Here is a 21,581-nt window from a genome sequence, read left to right as displayed (position 1 = left end):
CCGATCCAGAGCCCTGACCTGGGGCGGCACCGCGGTGCCGCCCTCCTGTCGAGCTGGCCACGTGTCGAGGTGGGCACGTGGCCAATGGTGAGATCAACCAGACCGGGTGCATTGGCATGTGGAAACGAAACGGCCTGTCCATCGTATTGTTCGCTCTCCTGCTGTGCTTCCTGGGAGGGCAGGTATGGGCTGGCTTCCTGAACCATAACCAGGAGCTCGCCGAGCTCCACCGCCCTGCGCTGAACCTCTGGGGCTATCTCCACAGCGGTCATTTCATCAGCGCTACCTTCGAGAACTGGGAAAGCGAATTCCTGCAGATGGGCATGTACGTCCTGTTGACGGTAAGCCTGCGGCAGAAGGGGTCGGCGGAGTCGAGGCCGCTTTCCCATGCAGAGGAACACGAGCGTATCGAGCCCGGTCGCACGCCGTGGGCAGTGCGCAAGGGCGGGCTGTGGAAGACTTTGTATGGCCACTCACTGGCCATCGCGTTCATGCTGTTGTTCCTGATGAGCTTCCTGCTGCACTTGGCCGGCAGCTGGCGCGCCGAGGTGGACGACCAGCTGGCGCGCGGCCTGCCGCCGCCTACGTGCTGGGAGCATCTGGCGAGCAGCAGTTTCTGGTTCGAGTCCTTCCAGAACTGGCAGAGTGAGTTCCTTGCCGTGCTGTCGCTGGTGATCCTGACCATCTTCCTGCGCCAGAAAGACTCACCCCAATCCAAGCCACTGGCTGCTCCGCACTGCCAGACCGGCGATTGAGCGGCTGCGAGGACCGAACCGATGCGTCCGTCTCAGCCTGCCCTGCTGGTCATCGACATGTTCACCCTGTTCGACTTCCCTGACGCTGATTCACTGAAGCCAGGCGAAGCAGGGCTGGTGGAGCGCATCGTCACCTGACCGGCCCGGCCGTCACCGGCTGCAGCATCGCCAGCAAGCGCTGCACGACTCCGGCGCGCACGTCCTCGGCGATCTTGCCGTTGTACATTCCCTCGTACACCCACAGGCCGTCCGCGGCCAGCCGCGCAATGAAGTTGTCCCAAGCCGCCGGATCGGTCTCGCCGGGCCGTGGCGGCGCGGGCGCCCAGCGCGCCATGGCCTCGCTCCAGGGCGCCACGTCGGTATCCGGCTCGACCGATTCAAGCATGAAGATCAGCTCGGCGCGGGTAGCGCTCTGTGCCGAAACCCGCAGGTAGGCCGCGTGCCGTTCAATCGCGCTCGATTCGCTCGCTGGCACCGCGAGCAGCTGCTGCATCGAAGCCTCCCAGCGCTGCACAAGATGCTCGTCGATAGCCCGCAGCAGCGCTTCACGCGAAGGGAAGTGATACAGCAGTCCGCCGCGGGTCAGTCCGGATTCGGTGGACACCGATTCGAACGTCACCGCACGTACGCCATCGCGGTTGATCACCCGCACGGCCGCATCGAGGATCCGGGTTCTATTGCTCGTTCTCATGCGTTCAATGTACGGCAACCGGTGCGGCTTCGCGGCCACCGGGCCCGCCGCGGAGCAGCAACGCGGTGAGCATCGCGCCGATGGTCAGCGCCACCGAAATGACCGCCAGCACCCACCGGTACGCCCGGTCATACGCGGCATGTACCGCATCCAGCCACTGCGGCGCGGGGGTCCCCACAGCCTGCAGCGCCTGGCCGATGCCATCGCGTGCCGCCGCCGGCAACGCAGCGTCGGCGGGCAGGAAGGCGCTGTACAACGCCGCCGCCAGGCTGCCCAGGACCGCCACGGCCAGCAGCCCGCCGAATTCGTAGGCCACCTCTTCCACCGATGAGGCCATGCCGGCGCGGTCGGCCGGCGCATTGCCGATGATGGCCGTGGACGCCACGGAAATCGTCGCACCCATCCCCACCCCGGTGACTGCCATGCCGGCGATGGCCCATCCCAGTCCGTGGGCGAATCCCAATGCGACCACCGCCACGCCCAAGGCGCCACACGCCAAGCCGCCACTGATCAATGGTCGCAGGCCGACCCGATGCAGGAACATCCCGCCGAACAGCGCGCTCGGCAGGCTGCCCACCGCCGCCACCGAGACCAGCAGGCCCGCCTGGAGCGGGGTGAATCCGGCGATCAGCTGGAAGCGCTGGGTGGTCACCAGCTGCAGTCCGGCGAGCGCGAACAAGGTGAACACCGCCGCCAGCGTGCCGGAGAGGAAGGCCGGATTACGGAAGATGGCAACGTCCAGCAGCGGATACGGCAGCACGCGCTGGCGGCGCACGAAGGCGGCGGCAGCGATCGAGGCCACGCTGGCCGCGATGGCGGCCGTGACCCACGCCGGCGGCGCGGCAATCACCGATTTGATCCCCAGCACCAGCCCGGACAATGCCGCCAGTGCGAGCAGGGAAGAGACGAAATCCCAGCGACGGCTGCCGTCAGGCACGCCCTTCGGCGCCAGTGCGAACGTGGCGATGAAGGCCAGCACCACCACCGGCACGTTGACCAGGAAAACGGATCCCCACCAGAAACGCGCCAGCAGGAGTCCGCCGATGATCGGGCCCAGCGCGGCGCCGATGATCGCCACTGAACCCCAGATGGCGATGGCGATGTTGCGCTCCCGTTCTTCATGGAAGGTCAGCCCGATCAGTGCGAGGGTCGCAGGCATCATCGCGGCGGCACCAACCGCCAGTGCGGCGCGCGCGCCGATCAACTGGCCAGCGGACTGCGAGAACGCCGCCGCCAGTGACGCCGCGCCGAACGCAGATAATCCCACAAGGAACATCCGCCGATGACCGATGCGATCGCCCAGGGTGCCAGCGCCCAGCAGCAGGCCGGCCATCACCAGCGGATAGGCATTGATGATCCACAGCTGCTGGCTGTCGCTGGCATGCAGCTCGCTGGCCAGCGTCGGCAGCGCGGTGTACAGCACCGAATTGTCCAAGGTGACCAGCAACAGGCCGGCCGCTACGGTGAACAGCAGGCTCCAGCGGCGTGCGGGAGACAATGCGGACGTGGAAGGAGCGGGGGCAGTCAACGACATGACGATAGGCACGCTTGCGGGATGGACGTAACTATACCGGACGTCCTGTACAGTTATGTCGAGTGAAGCAACGGCCGTTCACGTGGCGGATGGCGGTCCGGCGCAGGCAGCCGCGCCGGCAAGCGTGTAAAATCGCGTCTTTTGGCCTCCTGACAATGGCGAAACCGTCACCTCGGCCGCCCGTTGCCGGGCCGCCCCTGATCCGCGCACTGCAGCGGCTTGATCATCATTCCGGTACACCAGACAGCCCCGCGCTGCCTGCGGCGCTGGGCGGCTGGGTCGACTGGAACCGCGCCGTCGCCCTCGCACGGGCGCTGGATGGCAGCCTTCCTGATCTCCCGGAGCCGCCGGTGGACACCGACGCTGACCGCCTTGTCGAAGAATGCGCGCGTTCGCGCAGCGCCCACGCCGAGGCCATCCACGCGCTGGTGACCGCCCTGCTGCAGCCGATGGGGCCGGCCGAACTCGAGCGGCGGCACGCCGCGCTCCAGCGCGCCCAACTGACCAGCACCGGCCGCCTTCGCGGTCGCCTGCGCGACGTGCTGGCGCGGACCGGCGAGCAAGGCGCACGCCTGGCCGAGATCGATGCCGTGATGGAGCAGGTGCTGGCCCCGCGGGAGTACCGGCTGCTCAGCCGCCTGCCCGCCCACCTGGCCGGCTGCCTGCCCGCCATCGCGACCGCAGATGCCACTTCCGCGAACCCGGACGCCACATCGCCTGCCGTGATGCCCGACTCCCTGCCCGAGCCGTCCTGGCCGCCCGCGCTGCGCGATACCGTGCGCGACCTGCTGCTGGCCGAACTCGACCTCCGTTTCCACCCGATCGACGGGCTGTCCGCCGCCGTCCATCCGCACCGAGCACCGCCCCATGCTGCGTAACGTACTGCACCTGATCGTTTTCCTCCTCGGACTTGCCGCTGCCGTCTGGATCGGGATCGGCTACATCGGCCACAACACGCTCGGCGCCGCCGTCGCACTGCTCATCGCCGCGTGCTACTGCGTTGGCGGGTGGGAGCTGCTGCAGTTCCGCCGCGCGACCGACGCACTGCTTGGCGCCACCCGCAACGGGGATGACCGGGAAGACCTGGATGACTGGCTGAAGCGGGTGCCATCTCCCCTGCGCGGGCCAGTGCGGCTGCGCGTGGAAGGCAACCGGACCGCCCTGCCCGGCCCCGCGCTCACCCCGTATCTGGTCGGCCTGCTGGTACTGTTGGGCATGCTCGGGACGCTGCTGGGCATGATGGCGACGCTGCGCGGCACCGGCATGGCCCTGCAGAGCGCGACCGACCTGCAGGCCATCCGCGGCTCGCTGGCATCGCCGGTGGAAGGACTGGCCGTAGCGTTCGGCACCTCCATCGCCGGTGTCGCGGCATCGGCCATGCTCGGCCTGCTATCGGCCTTGCTGCGGCGTGAGCGCCTGGCCGCCGTGCAGGTGCTTGACCAGCACATCCGCACGGACCTGTCGGTGCATGGCCCGGCATGGCAGCGTTCGGAAGGCCTGCGCCTGATGCAGGCCCAGGCGGCCGTACTGCCCGCCCTGGTGCAGCAGTTGCAGCAGATGGTGGACGGCGTGCAGCAGGCAGCTGCGGCCAGCCATGCACAGCTGGAGGCACGCCAGGAGGCATTCATCGCCCGGCATGACGCCGCGCAGGAGCGCCTGGCCGCGCAACTGGAGCAGTCCCTGCAGCGCGGCGTGCACACCGGAAGTGAAGCCATCGGCACCACGCTGCAACCGCTGCTGCGTGATGCACTGGGAAACATCGAGGCTACCGCCGCGCGCACCCAGGCCAGCGTGACCGACGCGGTGCAGCGCCAGCTTGATGCGCTGCAGGCATCGACGCAGGTGGTATCCAGCGACCTGCGCGCGCAGTTCGACGGAGCGCTCGACGCGCAGCAGGCGGCCAATGCCGCGCTTGTCACCGCACTTGGCAGCGCGCTGTCCAACGTCATCGCCAGCCAGCAGGACGGCACTGATCGACTGCTGGGCGAACTCGATGGCCGCCTGCGCGGGCAGGTCGAGCAGCTGGGCGCCCACTGGACCACGCTGGCGGAGCAGCAGCAGGCCGCGGCCAGCGCGGCGAGCGAACGCGACGCGCTGGCGCGGGCGGCGGCACTGGAGGCGCAGCAAGCCCATGCGCACGAGCTGGTGACCCAGCTGCAGAACACGCACCACGCCTTGCTGGAGCGAAGCGGACAAGACGACCAGGCGCGCCTGCAGCAGTGGTCGCAGGCCTTCACCGCGCTGGCCGAACAGGCCGGTGCGCAGTGGGCCACGCACAGCGAACGGGCCACCGCACAGCAGCAGCACATCAGCGAAACGCTGCAGCAGACCGCCAGCAGCATCGGCGAAGAGGCGCGCCGACAGTCCGCCGCCACCATCGCCGAAATCGCCCGCCTGCTGGATGTCGCCAGCGAAGCGCCACGCGCCGCCGCCGAAGTGGTCGCCGAGCTCCGCCAGCGCCTGTCCGACAGCCTGGTGCGCGATACATCAATGCTTGAAGAGCGCGCCCAGTTGCTGGGTACGGTCGGCAGCTTGATGGAGTCGATCCAGGCCACGTCCAGTGCACAGCGGACCGCAGTGGACCAGCTGATCGAAAACGCCGCGGGGCTGATGCAGCACACCGGCGAGCGCTTCGCCGAACAGGTTGACGCCCAGGCGGGCACCCTGCAGGAGCTGGTGGGCAGCGTTGCCGATGCGGCCACCGGCAGCCGCGAACTGGCCGCCGGACTGGAAGGCGCAGTGACCGCGTTCACCGCGACCAGCAGCAGCCTGTCAACCCATCTGGAACAGCTGGCCGGCGCCCTCGACGCTTCGCTGGCACGCAGCGATGAGCAACTGGCCTACTACGTGGCGCAGGCGCGCGAAGTGGTGGACCTGAGCCTGCTGTCGCAGAAGCAGATCACCGAAGAGCTGCGCCAGCTCGGTAATGGCCGCACGTCGGCAGGGAACGCATGAGCGGTCACGACGAACTGGATGGCGACAGCGGCACGCCCATCTGGGCCGCGTTCGGTGACCTGATGTCGGTGCTGCTGGGCGCTTTCGTGCTGATCTTGGTGGGCGTGGTGGCCATGCAGCTGGAGCTGAGCGGGCGACTGGATGCGGAAACCAGGCAGCGCCAGGCCGCCGAGCAGACACTGGAACAGGCCTTGGCCGGACCGCTGGCGGGCGGCCGGGTCACGCTGGTGGATGGCCGCATCGGCATCAGCGGCAATGTCCTGTTCGCGCTGAATTCCGACCAGTTGCAGCCGGAGGGACGCGAGGTGCTGCGCAGCCTGGCCGGCCCGTTGAAGGGATGGTTGGCGCAACGCCAGGACATCCTGATGGTCAGCGGTTTCACCGATGACCAGCCGGTGCACGCGCACAACCGGCAGTTCGCCGACAACTGGGAACTGTCCGCCCAGCGATCGCTGACCGTGACGCGCACCTTGATCGCCGAGGGCCTGCCTTCGTCTTCCGTATTCGCCGCCGCGTTCGGTGCCGAGCAGCCGGTGAGCTCCAACGCCGATGCAGCCGGACGGGCGCGCAACCGCCGCGTGGAAATCGCGCCGATGCCGCGTCCGGGCGCGAAGGATGCCGACGATGCGCGATGAGCGCACCGGTACAGGGCTGGCCGGACTGGTGCGCCAGCTGGAGGCGGGCTCGGTCTCGCTGCAGCACTATCCGCAGTTGCCGGCGCTGCAGCCGATGCGCGATGCCTGGCAGCAGCTGCATGCCGAAAGCCGCCTGCGTATTGCGCTGGAGCAGACGCCTGCCGAGGGCGGCCCGTTGAATTCGACCGTGCTGGTACATCGCATGCTTGGCGCGATGCAGGCCCTGTCACCGGAATACCTGCGGCATTTCATTGCCTACGCCGACACGCTGGCATGGCTGGAACAGCGGCCCCAGCCAACGCCGGCAGCGACCGCAGCGACGCGCAAACGCAAACCGAAGGCCCGGTAGCGACGGCCCGTAGGGTGCCGGTCAGGACGAGCGGCATAGCCATGCTCGGCGGAAAGCCTCTGTCGCGATCGCGCCAGGTGCCGACTGAAGTCGGCACTACCAGATCTCGGAGACGGAGACGGAGACGGAGACGGATGGACGGTAGCGCCGAGCCATGCTCGGCGGAAAGCCTCCGTCACCAGCGTGGCAGGAACGCCGAGCATGGCTCGGCGCTACCACGAACCACGCGATCAGGCGTCGCGCTGGGCCTGCTTGCGGGTCAGATCACCGAAACGCGACAGCGACATCAGGTGCTGGTGCACCAGGCCCAGCCAGCCATTGCGGTGCCATGCCAGCACCACGTCGTCGGGCAGCTTCTGGAACTTCTCCACGTCCACCACGTTGAAGCCCTGCAGGGTCAGTTCGCGGCCATTGGGCAGGCGCACGTTGGCGTTGCGCATCACCAGCAGGTCCTGCTCGATCAGTGCCTTGGAGAACGCCTGGGTATGGTTGTGGTCGGCGGTGAAGCGGCCGCAGAATTCCATGGCCTGCTGCAGCAGTTCGCTCGGCTTGCCGTCCACGAACAACGCCTCGCCTTCGGTTCCGCCCTTGACGATGCGCTCAGTGCCCTCGTCGAAGCCCAGCACGTAGTTCTGGCTGCCGTCGGTATCGATGAAGATGAAGGGATGGCGGCGCACATAGGCCGGCACGTAGGTGTCCGGCTCCCACTGGCCGTCAGTGACGAACAGGTTGTCCTCGGTCACGCCGAGGGCGGCCATCGGGACCGCTTCCGGGCCGGCGAACAGGATCGGGAAATGGTGCAGTGCCAACGAGAATTCGTTGACGATCAACGGAATCGCATTGGTCTTGGCAGCGAAACCCAGCTTGCCCGGCAGGATGCGCAGGTCGCCGTGGATATCCGACTGCAGCGGCACCGGGCGGCTGTAGAACAAAGGGGAGCCTGCTGCAGGCGCGGTGTCGTTGCCGGTGGTCATCAGAAAGCCATCTCTACTTAACGCGCCAGCCATCCCGGGCGCGAATGCGGGTGGAACATGAAGCCCGCATTATCAACAAGCCACGTGGCAATCACCACCCCGCCGTATCCGCCTTACTTGAGCTGCAGCGGATAACGCTGCCACAGTACGTGCACCAGGAAGCCGGTCAGCTCCGGATCCTTGCCCCTGATCGCACCACGGATCTTGTCCAGCAGCACCATGTCCGAGCATTTGCGCACATCGGCATGGTTGGCCTGGCCCGCGCGGCGCGCACGATAGCGCGCAGCACGCTGCGCATCGCTCATCGCGTACCCGAATTTCGGCGGCCTGCCCCGCTTGCGCGGAAGCGCCAGTTCGAACGTGCCAGGGTCTTTGTCGTCGCGCATGCGGAAGTAGAGCGGAAAACGGCCGCGCACTTTATCGTGAGGCATCACTTTAATCCAGTCTTTTCGAACGAAAAGTGCTGTTTTTCCGGTCGCGGGCGCCAGCGCTTTTCTCATCCCAAGGGTGGCGTCACCGGAACCTGTCAGGGGGTCGGGCGGTGGGGCTGGGCGGGGGCGTTGAGCGCCATGGATGGCGCGAAACGAGGCCCGCAGGAGCGGCTCTTGCCGTCCCCCGACCAGCCCCACCGCCCGGCCCAATCCAGGAGAGGCTCGTCGCGACCCACCACGAGGGGCTCAGCCGTTCGCGACCAAGCCTGACGGTTTATTGGCGGCGGCAAACCGTCACGCGTGTACGTCCAGCAGCCCCCGCTGGCGGATCAACTGGGCGCTGGAGAGCGTCACCTCGGCCGTGCCGGGTTCGCCATCGCCGCTGGCGGGGAAGCTGCCGCCACGCGGGGACTGGCCGGAATCGCCCTGCTGTTGCTGGCCGACATCGGCATGGGCGAGCTGGAAACCCTGCTCGCCGAGCAGTTCACGCAGCCGCGGCAGGCTGCTTTCCAGCGCATGGCGCACCTCGACGTGCGGGCTGCTGAAGCTGGCGTGGACCTTGTCGCCGTCCATCTGCAGGCGCACGTCGATCGTGCCCATGTCGTCGGGGCTGATGCGGATGTGGGCGTGGCCGATCTTCTGTTCGGCCAGCCAGCCGACGCGTGCGCTGATGGCTTCATCGAAGCCTTCCTGCCCGAAAACCGGGGTGGGGGTCGGGTCAAGCGCCCGCGCCAGGGTGATATCAGCGGCCGAACGGGTGGCTTGCAGTGCACCGGGGGCGTGCAGCAGCGGGGCCGGGGCGGCTTCGTCGTTGGCTTCGCCCGGTTCGGCGCTCAGCGCGGCCAGCGCTGCCTCGATGTCGGCCGGCAATGCGTCCGCTGCAGGGCCGTCCGGCACCAGTGCGATGCCGCCCGCGGCGGCGGCCGCGCCGGCGTTCGCCAGTGCAGGCAATGCCGAGGCGGGAACCGATGCCGGGGCGCCGTTTGTCGCTGGGGTAGCCGAAGTCGGCGCCGTTTCCGGTGCCACCGGTGCGGCGGACAGGAGCAGGCCGGCCAGTCCGGGCGGGGGCCACGCGGCGGCCACCTCGTCGGATGTTTCGGTATCGGCGTTGTCGGCAGGTGCAGCCGGGCTGGCCGGGGTTGCCTCGGCGGCAGGGTCGGCGACGGCCGCGTCTGCGTGCTCGCCAGGTGCCTGCGCATCCTTCCGGGGCGGGGCTGCATCGGTGGACTGCGCGGCTGGCGGGGCGGAGGGCTTGCTGCGCTCACCACCCTTCAGCAGGCGGTCGAACCCGTTGTCGGGCGCTTCGCTGCCAGCAGACGCCGTGCGTGCGGACGTGCCGTTACCTGCGCCGGCGGCCACACCGCTTGCGAGGGGAGATGCCATCATGACTGGCCGCCGGATTCGCCGTCGCCGGCCTGCAACAGGCGTACGCGGCGGGCGCCGAGATCATCCATCTCGCGCTGGGTGCGTTTTTCAATGACCTGCTGCTCCTGCGCGCGATAGCTTGCTGCAAGCTGCTCGAGCACCTGTTTGTCACGGCTGGCCAGCAGCAGGCGCGCGCGCTCGGCTTCCACCTTTTCGCGGTTGCTGTCCACGGTCTGGCTCTGCTGGCTGACCGCGCTGTCCAGCCGGTCCAGGAAGGCGCGCCGGTTAAGCAGCTGCGCCGGGCTGGTGGCGGCCATCTGTGCGTTGGCATACTCCTCGGCGTACCGGCGCAGTTCGTCCAGCCGCGACAGATGGGTGTCGAGGGTGCGCTGGCGCTCGGCCAGGTCGCGGGCGACGGTGTCTTCCTTTTCCTGCGCGCGTTTGAGCAGCGGGTCGATGCGCTTGGATTGCATCATGCGGGATTCTCCGGTTCCACCAGGCGCTTCAATGCGGCCTGGCTGTGGGGAAGGTCGGCGGCCTTGGCCACGTCCTGGCCGAGGAATTCGACGATCTCCGGCCAGCGCTCCAGTGCTTCGTCGGTGGCCGCGTCGTTGCCACGCTGGTAAGCACCGATGGCGATCAGGTCGCGGTTGGAGGAGTACGCCGATACCAGCCGCTTCAGCTTGCGGATGCGCAGGCGCCACGGCTCGTCGGCGATCTCGGTGACCACGCGGCTGACCGACGCTTCCACGTCGATGGCCGGATACAGGCCGCTGTCGGCGACCCGGCGCGAGAGCAGGATGTGGCCGTCCAGGATGGCGCGCGCCGCATCGGCAATGGGGTCCTGCGGGTCATCGCCTTCGGTCAGTACGGTGTAGAACGCGGTGATCGAGCCGCGGCCCTTGGCGCCGTTGCCGGCGCGTTCCACCAAGGCGGGCAGCTTGGCAAATACCGACGGCGGGTAGCCGCGGGTGGTGGGCGGCTCGCCGACCGACAAGCCGATTTCACGCTGCGCCTGGGCGAAACGGGTCAGCGAATCCATCAGCAACAGGACATTCAGGCCCTGGTCGCGGTACCACTCGGCAATCGCCGTTGCGCGGTAGGCGCCGTGCAGGCGCGCCAGCGGCGGGCGGTCGGCCGGGGCGGCCACCACCACCGCGCGGCGCAGGCCTTCCTCGCCCAGTGTGGATTCGACGAAATCACGGACTTCGCGACCGCGCTCGCCGATCAGCCCGACCACGATCACGTCAGCCGAGGTGAAGCGGGTCATCATGCCGAGCAGGGTGGACTTGCCGACGCCGGAACCGGCGAACAGGCCGACGCGCTGGCCGCGCCCGATCGGCAGCAGCGCGTTGATCGCGCGCACGCCGACGTCCAGCGGCTGGGTGATCGGTTCGCGCGAAAGCGGATTCATCGAGACGCCGGCCATCCCGACCGAGCCTTCGGCACGGATCGGACCTTTGCCGTCCAGCGGCACGCCATCGCTGTCGATGACCCGGCCCAGCAGGCCTTCACCCACGTCCACGCCGCCTCCGCGCCGCAGCGAGGGCACCACGCGGGCGTTGGGCAGCAGGCCATGCAGTTCGGCGCTGGGCATCAGATAGGTGCGTTCGCCGGCGAAGCCGACCACCTCCGAATCCACCCAGCCGCCGTCCACTTCAACTTTGCAGCTGGCACCGAGCGGGGCCTCGCAGCCGACCGCTTCCAGGGTCAGGCCGACGGCGCGGCGCAGCACGCCTTCGCGGATCAGCCCGCGTCCATGCAGGGTGTCGAAATTCAGGGCGTCCAGACGTGCGCCCAGGCGCAGGTTGCGCGCACCGGTCCATTCCGGCGGCAGCGGCAGGTCCAGGGTGCTCATGTCGGGCCCCCTACCTGGCGCATCACCTTGTCCAGCGCGCCGCGCAGGCGGGCTTCCAGGGTGCCGTCGATGCGCACGCTTTCGGCATGCACGCGCAGGTCGCCGCGACTCAGCGCTGCGTCGGGGACCAGGCGTTGCTGCGGCGACAGGGTGAGCAGGGGCGACAATGCGGCGATGTCATCCGGGTGCAGGCGCACTTCGACATCACGGCTGCTGGTGCCGACCGCATCCACGCCTTCGGCGACCAGCTGCGCCAGCAGTTCCGGATCGGTCTGGTACGCACGGCCCACCAAGGTACCGGCAATGCGCACGGCCAGTTCGCCCAGCGCGGCGACGGCCTCGTTTTCCAGCCGCACCAGCGGCCGGCTGAAGTTGTCCAGGATGCCTTCCATCTGCGCGACCACGCGACGCACTTCGGCCTGCCCCTGGGCATAGCCTTCGGCATGGCCATGGGCGAACCCTTCTTTTTCGGCCGCGTCCTGGATGGCCTGGATTTCTTCCAGCGTGGGCGGCTGCAGGATCGGTTCGGGTTCGATCTCAGGTTCGTCATGCAGGGCCTGCTCGTCGAGCAGCAGCTGCGTGGCGGCCAGCAGGTCGGGGGCATTCCAGCGGATGGCGGTGTTGTTCACAGCATCGCCTCCGCGCTGCCGCCCAGGGTAACCGTGCCTTCATCGGCCATGCGCTTGACGATGGCCAGGATCTCGCGCTGCGCACCTTCCACGTCGGACAGGCGCACCGGGCCGCGTGCCTCCATGTCCTCCAGCAGGATTTCCGCGGCGCGCTGGGACATGTTGCGGGTTATCTTGTCGCGCACCCGGATGTCGGCGCCGCGCAGGGCCAGGCCCAGCCGCTCGCCACTGACTTCGCGCAGCACCAGCTGCATTTCGCGGTCGTCCAGGTCCACCAGGTCGTCGAACACGAACATCATTTCCTGGATGCGGCCGCTCAGCGAGGCATCCACGCGCGCGATCTCGCCCAGGATCACCTGGTCCTGCCCGCTGTCCATGAAGTTGAGGATGTTGGCCGCCACCTGCACGCCGCCGATGTTGGACGACTTCAGGTTCTGGTTGCCGGCGAACTGGCGTTCCATGATTTCGTTCAACTCGTTCAGCGCGTTCGGCGGGATGCCGTCGAGCGTGGCGATGCGCAGCAGCACGTCCACGCGGGTGCGCTCGGGCAGCAGCTTCAACGCGTCGGCGGCCTGGTCGGTTTCCAGGTGGGCCATCACGATGGCGATGATCTGCGGGTGTTCGTTGCGCACCAGGTCGGCCACTGCGCGCGGATCCATCCACTTCAGCGCGTCCAGTCCGGTGGTGTTGCGGCCGAGAAGGATGCGGTCGATCAGGCTGTTGGCCTTCTCGCTGCCCAGCGCCTGCACCAGCATGTTGCGGATGTAGTCGTCCGAGCCCACGCCCAGCGAGGTCTTGGACATCAGTTCGTTGTTGAAGCTGTCCATCACCCCTTCGACCTGTTCGCGGGTGACGTTGCTCATGGTCGCCATGGCGATGCCGATCTTCTGCACCTCCTTCGGCTCCATGTGGCGCAGCACGTCGGCTGCCTCCTGTTCGCCGAGCGACAGCAACAGGATGGCGGCGCGCTGCACGCCGTTGAGCTGGGCCTCACTCATGGGCCACCCAGCCCTTGACCACCTGGGCCACCCGCTTGGAGTCGGTCTTCACAGATTCGCGCGCCATCCGCAGTCGTTCTTCGTAAGAGTCCACTGGCAGTGCCAGCGGTACGCCGCCCAGGCTGGCGCGGTCGCGCTCCAGGGCCGGCAGGTCCATGTCATCGTCCACCAGCTGCACATCGGCGGTGAGCGGATCCTGGCCGAGCTGCGCCGGCTTCGGACCGTTGCCGCTGATCGCACGCAGGGCGGGGCGCAGCACGCCGAACAGCAGCGCCAGCACCACGATGGCGCCCAGCAGCAGGCGCAGTCCATCCTGCACCCACGGCAGTTCCCACCAGTTCGGGCCTTCCACCGGGGTCACTTCGCGCACGAACGGGGCATTCATCACCGACACGGTGTCGCCGCGCTCGGCGTTGAAGCCGACCGCCTGCTTGACCAAGCCTTCGATGCGGGTCAGTTCGGCCGCCGACAGCGCCTGTTCGGTCATCTTGCCGTTGGCGCCGGGGCGCGGCACGTTGTCCAGCAATACCGCCACCGAAACGCGTTCGATGCGGCCACCCGGCTGCCGGGTGTGCTGCAGGGTGCGGTCCAGTTCGTAGTTGCGCGTGGCATTGCGCGAGGTCTCCGTCGGTGCGGCCGCGGTGGCCGCCGGCGCCGGCTGGCCGGGCGGGGCATTGCTGGCCGCCCCCGGCACACCCTGCGGGCCGGCGGTGCTGGTGGAGTTCTCGCTGGTCTGTTCGCTGCGTACCTTGGCCGGCTCGCCGTTGTACAGCTCGCGCGCCTCTTCGGTGGTGGAGAAGTCCATCGCCACGGTCACTTCCGGCTTGACCCGGCCGGGGCCGGTCATCGGTTCCAGCAGTTCGCGGATGCGCTGGTTGAACGAGGTTTCCTGGCGGCGCACCTGTTCGAACTGGGCGGCACTGAGCGCCGCTTCGCTGTTCGGATCGGAAACGCTGAGCATGCGGCCGCTCTGGTCGACCACGGTGACCCGCTCTGGGGTCAGATCCGGGATGCTGGCGGCCACCATGTGCACGATGGCATCGACCTGGCCGCGCTCCAGCTGCTGGCCACCACGCAGTTCAAGCACCACCGAGGCACTGGCCACGTCGCGCTGGCGGGTGAACGCGCTGGGCTTGGGAATGGCCAGGTGGACGCGGGAATCGCGCACCGGGCGCAGCGTGTTGATGGTGCGCGACAGTTCGGTTTCCAGCGAGTGCTGGTAGCGCGCGCTTTCCACGAACTGGCTGACACCAAAGCCCGGGTCGCGCTCCATCAGTTCGAAGCCGAGCCGGCCGCTGTCGGTCAGGCCGGAGCTGGCCAACTTCAGGCGCGCATCGTGCAGGTTCTTCTCCGGCACGGTGATGCCGCCGGTGGCCGCGTCCAGTTCGAACGGAATCTGTGCGGCACGCAGCAGGTCGGTCGCCTCGGCGGTCGCCTTCTGGTCCAGGCCGGTGTACAGCGGCACCATGCCCGGCTTCTGCGACCAGAAGAACACGGCCAGGCCGGCGGCCACGGCCACTGCGATCATCGCCATCAGGCCCAGGCGGCGGGCGATCTGCAGGCTCTGCAGGCGATCAAACCACTGCCCGGCCTTTTCGCCGTTCAGTGCTTCCTTGGAAAGGGTCAAAGCCATCGCAGGTGATCCTTACAGCGGCATGTTCATCACGTCCTGGTAAGCCTGGACGAGACGGTTGCGGACTTCCACGGTGGCGCGGAAGGCGATCTGGGACTGCTGCGAAGCGACCATGACCTTGGCAAGGTCTGCGCCCGGGACGCCGAGTTCGAAGTCGCGGGCGAGGGCGCCGGACTTGGCCTGTGCCTCGTTTACCCCGGACAGGGCGCCACGCAGGGTGTCGCTGAAACTGGCCGGCGCGGGCGCGCCGATGGTGCCCGGGGCTCCGGTCGGGATCGCATTGGTACGCGGCATCTCCCCCAGCGGGCTGGCCAGAGGCTGCGAGGCCTGGGTCTGGAAGCTGCGGATCTGCGAAAGGATCGAGGTGACGGAGTGGGTCATGTGGCGCGATTCCATGGAGCGGGAACGGGGGGGCTTGCCCCGAGGCTCATGCAAGTGTCGTGCCGGAATCGATGAGTGGTTCAGCTGCCATCCGGGAAGACGACGACGGAAACCCGGCGCCGGGTTTCCGCCTCGGCAGTGCCCGATCAGCGCGGCTGCAGGGTCCAGGTGCCACCGTTCTGGCGGCGTCGGGGCTCGATGGGGCCATCGAACTGGGTGAACACGAAGCGGCCCTGCAGGTCGGTGTGGCAGCTCAGCATCAACTGATAGTGGCTGTCGGCGGCTTGGAAGGCTTCGTGCATGTCGATGACCGCCATGTTGTCGGCGATGCGCCGATAGGTATAGCTGCCGTGGACGCGCAGGCGCGTGCCGAGCACGCTGAGCAGGTAACGGTTGCCCGAGAAATCCACGCGGACCATGCGCCCGGCGTTCGGATTGTCCGGGGCCCAGATGGGGTCGCTGAGATTGGTGAAGCGGCGGCCGTCGACATGCTCGGGCAGGCGGCAGCCGGGCCCGGCGGTGTAGGGGCTGGCGTGGGCAGGTAGCAGGCTGGAGGCCAGCAGGATGCAGGCGAGGGTACGCATGGAGGTGCTCCGGCAGGACGGAGCTTCCAGCGTGCGCCACGAGCGGAGGCGTGGCTTCAAGAAAAGCCCCAATCGGCGCGTGGGCGCTTATCGGTAGTGACGGCCGCCGGCCGTCAGCCCTTTGCGCTGGGTAGGTGACGACCGTTGGTCGTCACACCGTTGCCTTCGCCGCTGCGCTCGCCGAGCGCGGCTCGGCGCTACCAGGAGGAAGTCGCGTCCGGCAGGTCAGCCGGTCATTTCCGGCTGGTCGCGTTCGATACCGTACTTGCGCAGCTTTTCCACCAGTGTTGTGCGACGCAGGCCGAGCAGCTGGGCGGCATGCGCCACCACGCCCTGGGTACGTTCCAGCGCCTCGTGGATCAGCGCCAGTTCGATGGTCGCCATGTGGTTGCGCAGGTCCAGCCCGTCATCCGGCAGGCCGGCCGGCGGTGCCGGCGGGGCGTGGCCCTGGCCGGGGGCATGGAAGGAGAAGCTCCGCAGGTCCAGCCGGTCATCGCCGGACGCCGGGGCGTCCACCACGGGGGCGGCCGCTACCGCCGGCACCGGCAGGTCGGCGCGATAACGCACCGGCAGGTCCTGCACGCGCACGGTGCCACCGGGATGCAGCACGGCCAGCCGCTCGACCAGGTTGGTCAGTTCGCGCACGTTGCCAGGCCAGGCATAGGTGGTCAGTGCCTGCAGCGCTTCGGGCGCGAAGCGGACTTCGCCACGGCCGGTGCGCGCCAGCTGGCCAGCGATGTTCTCGGCCAGCATCGGCAGGTCTTCGATGCGTTCGCGCAGCGCCGGTACGTCGATCGGAAACACGTTGAGCCGGTAGAACAGGTCCTCGCGGAACTTGCCATCGGCGATGCGGCTTTCCAGATCGCGGTGGGTGGCGGCGATGACGCGCACGTTGCAGCGGATCGTCTCGTTGCCTCCGACGCGCTCGAAGCTGCGTTCCTGCAGCACGCGCAGCAACTTGACCTGCATCGGCAGGCTCATGTCCCCGATCTCATCCAGCAGCAGGGTGCCGCCCTCGGCCATTTCGAAACGGCCCTTGCGCGTGCTCAGCGCACCGGTGAACGCGCCTTTTTCGTGACCGAACAACTCGCTTTCCAGCAGGTCCGGCGGAATCGCGCCGCAGTTGATCGCAACGAACGGCCCGTCGCGCCGCGGTGAGCGCTGGTGGATCGCGCGCGACACCACTTCCTTGCCGGTGCCGGACTCACCCAGTACCAGCACGGTGGTGTCGAAGGCCGAAACCTGCTCGATCATCTGGCGCAGCGCGATCACTGCTGGACCGGTGCCGGTGGGGCCCTGCTCCTGCACCGCGCCGGCCTGGTGTTCGGCATCCAGCCGCTTCAGGCTGGCGCGACGCAGCAGCGCTTCCATCTGGGCGTGGCGCAGCGGCGCCTCCAGCGGCCAGATGTTGGCCTCATGCATGCCGTGCCGGCGCGCGAACGCCTGTGCATCGCCGTCGATCAACAGCACCGGCGGCGGCAGGCTGCTCTGGCCCAGCCACTGGAACAACGCGCTGCTGGCTTCGTTGTCGTCCAGGGCACCGACGATCACCGCCATCCAGTCGTTCTGGCGATAGCGGCCGGTGGAGAAATCCGCCGCGTCGGAAACCCAGCGCGGGTTGAAATCCATGAACTCCAGCAGGGCGACGGTGTGCTCGGCGCGGACGGCGTCATTGTCCAGCAGCAGGATCCGTGACTCGCTCATTTCAGTTTCCCTTCAACCCTTCCAGGATCGGCATGACTTCCTGGATATAGGACAGCTTGCTGACGAAATTGTCGGCGCCGGCGCGCAGCGCGTGCTCGCGGTGTTCGGCATCGTCGAAGTGGCTGGCGATCACGATGTACGGGGCATCGTCCTGCGACTTGATCAGGCGGGTAGCCTGCAGGCCGCCCATTTCCGGCATCGCCAGGTCCATCAGCACCACCTGCGGACGCAGGCTCTCCGAGCGCTCGATGGCTTCCAGTCCGTTGCCGGCGCTGCCGACCACGGCCAGCCAGTCGACCTTGCGGAAGTGGCGCATGGCGGCGTTGATGAAACCCTCGTGGTCATCAACCAGCAACACGGTGAGCTTGTCCATTCCAGTTCGTCCTCAGCCCACCCGGGCCATCAGCGGTTGCCGGACCACCGGCCGACGGCGCTCGCGCGCCGGGGCGATATCCAGTTGTTCCCGGTATTTTGCAACGGTCCGGCGTGCAATGTTCACTCCCTGGCGCGCCAGCAGCCCGGCGATGGCTTCATCGGCCAGCGGCCGCCCCGCCGGTTCAGATTCGATCAGCCGGCGCACCATGGCTTTCACGGCCGCCCCGGAGACGCTGGCCCCTTCCAGCCGCACGGCGAAGAAGTGCTTGAGTTCGAAGGTACCACGCGGGGTCTGCAGGTATTTGCCGGTGGTGATGCGCGAAACGGTGGATTCGTGCATGCCGATGGTATCGGCCACCTCTTTCAGGGTCAGCGGGGCCATGGCCTCGTCGCCGCGGGTCAGGAAGGCGGCCTGGCGCTCGACGATCACCCGCGCGGTGCGCAGCAGGGTGTCGTGGCGCATCGACAGGCCACGGGTCAGCCAGCGCGCCTCGGCGAGCATTTCGCGCATGGCCGGGCTGGCATCGGGGCAGTCGGCCAGGGCCTGTTCGTAGTCCCGGTTGATGCCCACCCGGCGGCTGCTGCGGCTGTTCAGCGCCACGCGCCACTGGCCGTCGGCGTGCCAGGCGCTGACGTCGGGCACCACCACCGCGTTGCGCTCGGGCAGCAGGCTGTCACCGGGCCGCGGCTGCAGGGACAGGATCAGCCGCACCGCTTCGTGCACGTCGGCTTCTTCACTGCCATGGGCCGCAGCCAGGGCGGGGTAATCGTGGCTGGCCAGCAGCTCCAGCGATCCGGCCAGGATGCGCCGTGCCAGGTGGCGGGCGGCCACGGCGCCGGGCAGGGCGTCCAACTGGGCCTGCAGGCATTCACCCAGGTGCTGCGCGGCCATGCCTGCCGGGTCGCCCTGCAGCAGGAGCTGGCGGATGGCTTCCAGTTCTTCGGCCTCCACGTCCAGCCGGGCGCTGCCCAGCAGGTGCAGCTGCGCCAGCGGAGACTGCAGGTAGCCCGCATCGTCGCAATGTTCCAGCCAGAAGGCGGCGATGCCCAGTGCGCGCTCGTCCAGCTCCAGTGCCAGGCCCTGCAGGATGCGCAGGTGCGGATCGCTGGACTGGCCGGCGGCGATGCGCGCCATGCGGTCGTCGTCACCGTCCTGCCAGCTGGCCCCGGGGATGTCCCACATGCCGCTCTCGGGCAGTTCGTCGAAGGCGGCCGCATCGGTGGCCGCGTCCACCGCGCTGCCTGCCTCGGTCACGCTGTCGCGGACTTCTTCGATTTCCAGCAGCGGGTTGTTGTCCAGGGCGCGCTGGATTTCCTGCTCCAGCTGCAGGCCATCGAGCTGCAGCAGCCGGATCGACTGCAACAACTGTGGCGTCAGGTGGAGGTTCTGGCCCAGCTGGACATTGAGTGCGGCTTTCATCTGCATTCCCCTGCGCCATCCCCGACGCGTTATGGAACACATCTTGCTTGTTGGCCGGGGTAGGGGAAATCGGGGGCTTCCTGAGCGCGCTAGGGCCGCCCCTGACCCGTGGTCAGGAAAATCCCTACATCGCAACGGGTTTCCGTCACGGGGCCGGGTGCAAGTGCCTGATCCGCAGTAGCAGCCCGGCCTGCCGTCGCAGGAATCTCGACCCGCGGCGGCCGCGGCGTCGGAAAAGCGTCGTCGCCCGCTATTCCAGATCGCTCTGGTGGCGCGCGGCCAGCAGCACCAGGTCGTTGGCGCGACGGCAGCCCAGCGATTCCATCATCCGGGCGCGATGGGTCTCCACGGTCTTGACGCTGATCCCGAGGTCGGCCGCCATTTCCTTGTTGCTCTGACCGCTGCCTATCCGGCGCAGGATCTCACGCTGGCGCGGGGACAGCGCCGCGACGCCCACCGGCTTCTCCCGCCCCAGCATCGGGGCGAGCATCTTTGCCGAAATCTGTGGGCTCAGGAACACCTGGCCGGCATGCGCCGCGCGCAGTGCGAGTTCCAGTTCGCCCGGCGCGGCATCCTTGACCACGAAACCGACTGCGCCGCGATCCAGCGCATCGCGCACGTGGGCGACGTCGTCATGCATGGTCATCATCACCACGCGCGATCCAGGGGCATGCAGGCGGATATCGCTGAGTGCTTCCAGACCGGTGCGCCCGGGCAGGGAAAGATCCATCAGCACCACATCCGGTGCATGTTGGAGGGCCTGCTGGAGTGCCTGTTCAGCGTTGCTGGCTTCGGCCACCAGCTGCACGTCGGCGAATCCCTGCAGCAGTCGCCCAAGGCCGGCGCGGACTAGGGTGTGGTCGTCGACGATCAGAACGCGCAAGGTGAGCAACTACAGGCAGGGAAGGGACCACCATAGCGGACCGGGACCGGGCAGCCAATAGCGACAGGCGCGTACAGCGACGGCCATCCCGTATTGCGCCTCAGCGGTAGCGTCGGGCGTCGGCGATCTGGCGGCGGTGCAGGCGGAACAGGTGGCGTTCCAACGCCATTTCCAGCCCGTCACCGAGTTCGTCGAAACGCAGCCACAGGTAGTGGCCGCCGGCGCCATTGGCCGCTTCGGCCAACACCTGCACGGGCAGGTCCACGTGGTCGGGCAGCCAGTCGCTGGGCTGCAGGCGCACCGTGCCCGCGCTGCCCGCAACCGCGCCGCTGCGCGGGCCCAGCTGCAGCCGGATGCCGCGCCGTGACCAGCGCAGCGGACGCAGGGGCAGGGCATCGGCCTGCTGGCGTACCAGCCGGCCGACCAGCAGCAGCACCAGATCGAGCTTGGCTTCGATGCGCTGCTGGCCGGGGCTGGCTTCGCCGCGGTCGTCTTTGTCCTCGCCGCGGCTGTCTTCCACCAGGCCGATGCTGCGCAGCAGCTGCTCGGCCGCGCTGGCGCGCACGCCGCCGCTGCCGCGCAGGAAGTCCGCGGGCAGGTCCACGTCGCAGCTCAGCGTTTCATCGAACAGCTCGCTTTCTGCTGGGTGGTGGATCGAGGGCGCGGCGGGCGTATTCATGCCAGCGATTCTGCCTTCAGGTAGGCATGCGCAGCGCGAAGGGAGCGCTTGCCGTGGTTGATGTGGGCAGCGGCTTCATCGCGCAGCTGCACCATGCGGCCCATCACCCGCTGCTGGTGGGCCAGCAGGGCGCGGATCGCCTCGTCGGTGGGGCGTTCGATGCTCAGTGAAAGTGCGGCCACCGCCTGCAGGTGCTCGCCCATCAGGCGTTCGCTGCCTTCATGGTCGCCGCTGGGCAGCCACGCTTCCAGCGTCTCCAGCGAGGCGTGCAGCGGCTGCAGCAGCAGGTCGGTCATGGTGTACCTGCGCCACGGATCTGGCGCTGGTCGCCGGGGATGGCGTTCCAGGCCGAGTCGATCTCCATCATCAGGCTCAGTGCATCCTTCAGCGCAGCCGGATCGTTGTGCAGGTTGGCTTCGGTCAAGCGCACGATCACGAACTCGTAGAGCGCGGACAGGTTGGCAGCGATCTCACCGCCCGCCTCATGGTCCAGCGATCCGTCGAGATGGCCGACGATCGAGCAGGCTTCGCCGATCGCCTTGCCCTTGCGCGCCTGGTCACTGCGCTGCAGCGCGGCCTCGGCGGTGCGGATGCGCTCGCAGGCACCGGCCAGCAGCAGCGCCACCAGCTTGTGCGGGTCCGCATCGACCACCGAAGTGCTGACGCCGACCTTGCGGTACTGCTCGGCGAACTGCCGGTTTGTGCCGTACATGTATCTCTCCTGGGGTCCCATGGTGCGTGCGGTCCC

The 21,581-nt window shown here is 68.2% G+C and carries 24 protein-coding genes; 5 read left to right on the top strand and 19 right to left on the bottom strand.

All coding sequences use genetic code 11. The annotated features are described in order from the left end of the window. Window positions 1–116 precede the first annotated feature (116 nt). A complete protein-coding gene (locus tag SOM47_RS10565) occupies window positions 117–755 on the top strand; it encodes a DUF6766 family protein (RefSeq protein ID WP_320505645.1) in 639 nt (212 codons plus the stop codon). A 130-nt stretch (window positions 756–885) separates the two neighbouring features. Here the strand turns inward: SOM47_RS10565 and SOM47_RS10560 are convergent, their stop codons facing one another. Continuing rightward, entirely contained in the window at window positions 886–1,446 is a 561-nt protein-coding gene (locus tag SOM47_RS10560) for a TetR/AcrR family transcriptional regulator (RefSeq protein WP_042612837.1), read from the bottom strand. Window positions 1,447–1,450: 4 nt separating this feature from the next. Further along, a complete protein-coding gene (locus tag SOM47_RS10555) occupies window positions 1,451–2,980 on the bottom strand; it encodes an MFS transporter (RefSeq protein WP_192083478.1) in 1,530 nt (509 codons plus the stop codon). Between the two features lie 89 nt (window positions 2,981–3,069). Between SOM47_RS10555 and SOM47_RS10550 the strand changes: the two genes are divergently transcribed. From SOM47_RS10550 to SOM47_RS10535, 4 genes are read left to right on the top strand one after another with little or no spacing between them, the layout of a single operon-like run. Further along, entirely contained in the window at window positions 3,070–3,858 is a 789-nt protein-coding gene (locus tag SOM47_RS10550; RefSeq protein WP_080335062.1) for a DUF3348 family protein, read from the top strand. Further along, complete coding sequence (locus tag SOM47_RS10545; protein ID WP_320505513.1) at window positions 3,848–5,935, top strand: hypothetical protein; 2,088 nt, start codon at window positions 3,848–3,850, stop codon at window positions 5,933–5,935. Before SOM47_RS10550 ends, SOM47_RS10545 begins: the two co-directional genes overlap by 11 nt. Further along, complete coding sequence (locus SOM47_RS10540; protein WP_320505512.1) at window positions 5,932–6,570, top strand: OmpA family protein; 639 nt, start codon at window positions 5,932–5,934, stop codon at window positions 6,568–6,570. Before SOM47_RS10545 ends, SOM47_RS10540 begins: the two co-directional genes overlap by 4 nt. Further along, a complete protein-coding gene (locus SOM47_RS10535; protein ID WP_320505511.1) occupies window positions 6,560–6,919 on the top strand; it encodes a DUF2894 domain-containing protein in 360 nt (119 codons plus the stop codon). The genes SOM47_RS10540 and SOM47_RS10535 overlap by 11 nt, the downstream gene beginning before the upstream one ends. Before the next feature lie 230 nt (window positions 6,920–7,149). Here SOM47_RS10535 and SOM47_RS10530 read toward each other — a convergent pair whose 3' ends face one another. The 17 genes from SOM47_RS10530 to fliS all read right to left on the bottom strand — a co-directional run bounded on the left by SOM47_RS10530 (window position 7,150) and on the right by fliS (window position 21,545). Further along, window positions 7,150–7,893, bottom strand: coding sequence for a SapC family protein (locus SOM47_RS10530; RefSeq protein ID WP_191768724.1), 744 nt, complete (start codon window positions 7,891–7,893; stop codon window positions 7,150–7,152). Window positions 7,894–8,006: 113 nt separating this feature from the next. Continuing rightward, a complete protein-coding gene (locus tag SOM47_RS10525; RefSeq protein WP_320505510.1) occupies window positions 8,007–8,393 on the bottom strand; it encodes a hypothetical protein in 387 nt (128 codons plus the stop codon). Between the two features lie 225 nt (window positions 8,394–8,618). Beyond that, a complete protein-coding gene (locus SOM47_RS10520; protein ID WP_320505509.1) occupies window positions 8,619–9,707 on the bottom strand; it encodes a flagellar hook-length control protein FliK in 1,089 nt (362 codons plus the stop codon). Beyond that, on the bottom strand, window positions 9,707–10,165 hold the full coding sequence (gene fliJ / locus SOM47_RS10515; protein ID WP_042615418.1) for a flagellar export protein FliJ: 459 nt from the start codon (window positions 10,163–10,165) through the stop codon (window positions 9,707–9,709). Before fliJ ends, SOM47_RS10520 begins: the two co-directional genes overlap by 1 nt. After that, complete coding sequence (locus SOM47_RS10510; protein ID WP_057507691.1) at window positions 10,162–11,547, bottom strand: FliI/YscN family ATPase; 1,386 nt, start codon at window positions 11,545–11,547, stop codon at window positions 10,162–10,164. The genes fliJ and SOM47_RS10510 overlap by 4 nt, the downstream gene beginning before the upstream one ends. Next, window positions 11,544–12,176, bottom strand: coding sequence for a FliH/SctL family protein (locus SOM47_RS10505; RefSeq protein ID WP_414715789.1), 633 nt, complete (start codon window positions 12,174–12,176; stop codon window positions 11,544–11,546). The genes SOM47_RS10510 and SOM47_RS10505 overlap by 4 nt, the downstream gene beginning before the upstream one ends. Further along, window positions 12,173–13,174, bottom strand: a complete 1,002-nt coding sequence (gene fliG / locus SOM47_RS10500; RefSeq protein ID WP_042615421.1) for a flagellar motor switch protein FliG — start codon at window positions 13,172–13,174, stop codon at window positions 12,173–12,175. The genes SOM47_RS10505 and fliG overlap by 4 nt, the downstream gene beginning before the upstream one ends. After that, entirely contained in the window at window positions 13,167–14,807 is a 1,641-nt protein-coding gene (gene fliF, locus SOM47_RS10495; RefSeq protein ID WP_320505508.1) for a flagellar basal-body MS-ring/collar protein FliF, read from the bottom strand. Before fliF ends, fliG begins: the two co-directional genes overlap by 8 nt. A 12-nt stretch (window positions 14,808–14,819) precedes the next feature. Next, window positions 14,820–15,188: a flagellar hook-basal body complex protein FliE gene (gene fliE, locus SOM47_RS10490; protein ID WP_182657657.1), complete on the bottom strand. Its 369-nt coding sequence runs from the start codon at window positions 15,186–15,188 to the stop codon at window positions 14,820–14,822. A gap of 146 nt (window positions 15,189–15,334) precedes the next feature. Continuing rightward, window positions 15,335–15,772 carry a hypothetical protein gene (locus SOM47_RS10485; protein ID WP_320505507.1) on the bottom strand — a complete coding sequence of 146 codons (438 nt, stop codon included), beginning with the start codon at window positions 15,770–15,772 and terminating at the stop codon, window positions 15,335–15,337. Between the two features lie 225 nt (window positions 15,773–15,997). Next, window positions 15,998–17,476 carry a sigma-54 dependent transcriptional regulator gene (locus tag SOM47_RS10480; protein ID WP_320505506.1) on the bottom strand — a complete coding sequence of 493 codons (1,479 nt, stop codon included), beginning with the start codon at window positions 17,474–17,476 and terminating at the stop codon, window positions 15,998–16,000. Window position 17,477: 1 nt separating this feature from the next. Continuing rightward, a complete protein-coding gene (locus SOM47_RS10475; RefSeq protein ID WP_057507695.1) occupies window positions 17,478–17,849 on the bottom strand; it encodes a response regulator in 372 nt (123 codons plus the stop codon). A 12-nt stretch (window positions 17,850–17,861) separates the two neighbouring features. Next, on the bottom strand, window positions 17,862–19,271 hold the full coding sequence (gene rpoN, locus SOM47_RS10470) for an RNA polymerase factor sigma-54 (protein ID WP_320505505.1): 1,410 nt from the start codon (window positions 19,269–19,271) through the stop codon (window positions 17,862–17,864). A gap of 250 nt (window positions 19,272–19,521) precedes the next feature. Continuing rightward, complete coding sequence (locus SOM47_RS10465; RefSeq protein WP_042615450.1) at window positions 19,522–20,154, bottom strand: response regulator; 633 nt, start codon at window positions 20,152–20,154, stop codon at window positions 19,522–19,524. A 100-nt stretch (window positions 20,155–20,254) separates the two neighbouring features. Next, window positions 20,255–20,833: a PilZ domain-containing protein gene (locus SOM47_RS10460; protein WP_042615426.1), complete on the bottom strand. Its 579-nt coding sequence runs from the start codon at window positions 20,831–20,833 to the stop codon at window positions 20,255–20,257. Continuing rightward, a complete protein-coding gene (locus tag SOM47_RS10455; RefSeq protein WP_320505504.1) occupies window positions 20,830–21,129 on the bottom strand; it encodes a hypothetical protein in 300 nt (99 codons plus the stop codon). Before SOM47_RS10455 ends, SOM47_RS10460 begins: the two co-directional genes overlap by 4 nt. Beyond that, window positions 21,126–21,545: a flagellar export chaperone FliS gene (gene fliS / locus SOM47_RS10450; RefSeq protein WP_101099019.1), complete on the bottom strand. Its 420-nt coding sequence runs from the start codon at window positions 21,543–21,545 to the stop codon at window positions 21,126–21,128. The genes SOM47_RS10455 and fliS overlap by 4 nt, the downstream gene beginning before the upstream one ends. Window positions 21,546–21,581 lie beyond the last annotated feature (36 nt).

The organism is Stenotrophomonas sp. CFBP8980 (assembly GCF_034046095.1).
Lineage (GTDB): Bacteria > Pseudomonadota > Gammaproteobacteria > Xanthomonadales > Xanthomonadaceae > Stenotrophomonas > Stenotrophomonas lacuserhaii.
The sequence above is the reverse complement of the archived record's forward strand: the minus strand, read 5'-3'. Positions and strand labels throughout refer to the sequence as shown.